Origin of the sequence: Streptomyces sp. GC420, assembly GCF_009916105.1 — a bacterium.
Taxonomy (GTDB): domain Bacteria; phylum Actinomycetota; class Actinomycetes; order Streptomycetales; family Streptomycetaceae; genus Streptomyces.
In genome coordinates this window covers 1-2,729 of record NZ_JAAAXQ010000636.1, presented here as the reverse complement: position 1 = coordinate 2,729, position 2,729 = coordinate 1, and the positions used below count along the sequence as shown (strand labels likewise).

Annotated in this window: 2 protein-coding genes; one reads left to right on the top strand and one right to left on the bottom strand. The window is 69.8% G+C overall.

Features of this window, described 5'->3' with window-relative positions; all coding sequences use genetic code 11:
- The first annotated feature begins 102 nt into the window (after window positions 1-102).
- The gene (locus tag GUY61_RS37205; protein WP_166634706.1) at window positions 103-843 is read left to right on the top strand and encodes a DUF5995 family protein; all 741 of its coding nucleotides are present in this window, start codon (window positions 103-105) and stop codon (window positions 841-843) included.
- A gap of 119 nt (window positions 844-962) precedes the next feature.
- On the opposite strand, the gene GUY61_RS37200 is transcribed toward GUY61_RS37205, so the two are convergent.
- Complete coding sequence (locus GUY61_RS37200) at window positions 963-2,663, bottom strand: NAD(P)/FAD-dependent oxidoreductase (RefSeq protein ID WP_166634705.1); 1,701 nt, start codon at window positions 2,661-2,663, stop codon at window positions 963-965.
- Between the last annotated feature and the right edge of the window lie 66 nt (window positions 2,664-2,729).

Here is a 2,729-nt window from a genome sequence, read left to right as displayed (position 1 = left end):
GCCCTAGGCTTCCCATGGCGGCGGCAGGCCCGTGTTCCTCCTTTGAGGGGAAGCACGGGCCTGCCGCCGCCATGGGAAGCCTAGGGCTGCGACCCTGCCGGTATGGCGCACATCGAGCAGTTGCCGGGCCGGGGCGCGGACGTCGCCTTCTGCGTAGACGCCGTCATCGACCGGATGCGGGCCCTGGATGCCGCCCTGCCCCCCGGGGACGGTGTCGGGGTCTTCAACCGCGTGTATCTCACCGTCACCGAGGAGGTCGGCCACCGCATCACGGCAGGCGACTTCCCGGAGCCGCACGCGTCTGCCGTCCTCGGCGCGTGCTTCGCCCGCCGCTATCTCTCGGCGGTCGACACCTGGGCGGCGGGACACCGGCCGCCCGCCTGCTGGAGACCCCTCTTCCAGTACCGGCGCCACCCGGGCGTACGCCCTTTGCAGTTCGCTCTGGCGGGCATCAATGCGCACATCGGGCACGATCTGGCGCTCGCCGTCGTAGACACCTGCGGTGTGCTGCGCTGCGCGCCGCCCGATCTGGAGAGCGCCTTCGACCGCGTCGGGGACGTCCTCACGGCCCTGGAGGAGCGAATCCGGGAAGCACTGATGCCCGGACCCGACCTGCTGGAGATCGCCGACCCGCTGACCCATCTGATCGGCTCGTGGAGCATCGACCGCGCCAGGGACGGCGCCTGGCTCGCGGCCCGCTCGCTCTGGGCGCTGCGCACACTCCCGGAGCTCGCCGGGGAGTTCACCGAGCGGCTCGACGACTCTGTCGGCCTGGTGGGGCGCTTCCTGGTCACCCCGCTCCGCCGGTCGCCCAGTCGCTCCGCCCCGGAGTCCGGTGGGTGACCGCAACCGTGCGGGTCGGTCGTGGCTTTGCCGCGCCCCGCGGCAAAGCCACATGCTGTCGCAGCCCCGCGGACACCGGGCCGCCGTCGTCCGGTCCCGCGCCGCCCTCCGGTCCTTCGTCAGTCCTCCGGCAGCTCCACCGGCGCGAGTTCGTCGAAGCGGTCGCCGGGCCCGGGGTTGGAGGGGTCGGTCTCCCCGCCGAACTGGTGCATGATGCCCCAGACCGCGTTCAGGGCGGTCTGCACCGCGCCCTCGGCCCATCCAGCCGTCCACGAGATGTCGTCGCCCGCGAGGAAGATGCCCCGCTTGTCCTGCGGCAGCCGGTCCTGCATGAAGTGGGTGAACAGCCGCCGCTGATAGCGGTAGTGACCGGGCAGGTTCGCCTTGAACGCCCCCATGAAGCAGGGCTCGTTCTCCCAGGAGACCGTCACCGGGTTGCCGATGACGTGCTTGCGGATGTCGACGTCCGGGTAGATCTCGCCGAGCGACTTGAGCATGACCTCCATCCGCTCGTTCGCGGACAGCGGCAGCCACTTCAGGCTGTCGTCGCACCAGGTGTAGGACAGGCAGATCACCGCGGGCCTGCCGGGTCCGTTGTCGAGCAGGTAGGTGCCCCGGGTCATGCGGTCCGTGAGCGTCATGCTCATCACGTCGCGTCCGGTCAGCTCGTCCTTGTCCAGCCAGAACGGCCGGTCCACCGGCACGAACAGCTTCGAGGACTCCATGTAGTGGGTGCGCTCCATCGCCGTCCAGTGGTCGATGGGGAACAGCGAGTCGTCGCACTCGATCTTGGACAGCAGCATCCAGGACTGCGCGGTGAAGATCGCCGCACGGTACGTCCTGATGTCACCGGAGGCGTCCGTCACCGTGATCCGGTTCCCGGCCGTCCGGTGCAGCCGCGTCACGGCCGGCCGCGGCTTCCCGTCGTGCAGCGACTTCAGCGAGGTGCCGGGCGACCAGTGCACGATCTTCCGCGGTTCCCGCTCCCACAGCCGCAGCGGCAACTGCTGGGAGCCGCCCACGATGCCCCGGTGGTGATCGTCGGCCTCGGTGTAGACGACACGCAGGATCTCCAGGATGGAGTTCGGGAAGTCGGTGTCCCAGCCGCCCGTGCCGAAGCCGACCTGCCCGAAGATCTCCCGGTGCCGGAACGACCTGAACGCCTGCGAATCGCACAGGAACCCGTAGAAGGTCTGGTTGTCGAGCTTCTCGACGAGCCGGGACCAGATCTCCCTGATGCGCGGCACGTCGCGCTCGCGGATCGCGGTGTTCATGTCGGAGAAGTCGGCGCCCTCCTCCAGGCAGGCGTTCCACGCGTCCATCACGTCGCGGTAGACCTGCGGCAGGTCGTCGATCGTCTCCGCGTAGTGCGACTCGCCCTTGAGGTCCACCACGGTGGAAGGCGTAGCGGGCGACAGCGGGTTGGGGAACTCCCTGGTCTCCAGGCCCACCAGATCGATGTAGTGGCGGAGCGCGGTCGACGACGGCGGGAAGCGCATCGCGCCCATCTCGGCGGTCAGTTCGGGGTCGCAGCCCTCGAAACCGACGGTGCGCAGCCGCCCGCCGATCCGGTCGGCCTCGTAGACCACGGGCTTGAGGCCCATCTTCATCAGCTCGTACGCGGCGACGATGCCGGACAGCCCGCCGCCGACGACCGCGACCTCGGCGCCGTGCTCGGTGGCCGGTATCTGCCCCAGGCCGGCCGGGTGGGCCAGGTAGTCGTCGTAGGCGTAGGGGAAGTCCGGCCCGAACATGGTGATGGGCGGCCGGATGTCCCGGGACTGCTCGTCGTGGACGGCGGTGGGCACCGTGGACGTCATGGGTGCGGACTCCTTGCAGAACTGTGCTCGGTGAATCGGGAGGTCAGGGGGCTGGGGGAGACCCGG

What these genes read in the sequence shown, in the direction of transcription:
- GUY61_RS37205 (WP_166634706.1), top strand. Translation starts at nt 103, where the DNA reads ATGGCGCACATCGAGCAGTTGCCGGGCCGGGGCGCGGACGTCGCCTTC.
- GUY61_RS37200 (WP_166634705.1), bottom strand. Translation starts at nt 2,663, where the DNA reads ATGACGTCCACGGTGCCCACCGCCGTCCACGACGAGCAGTCCCGGGAC.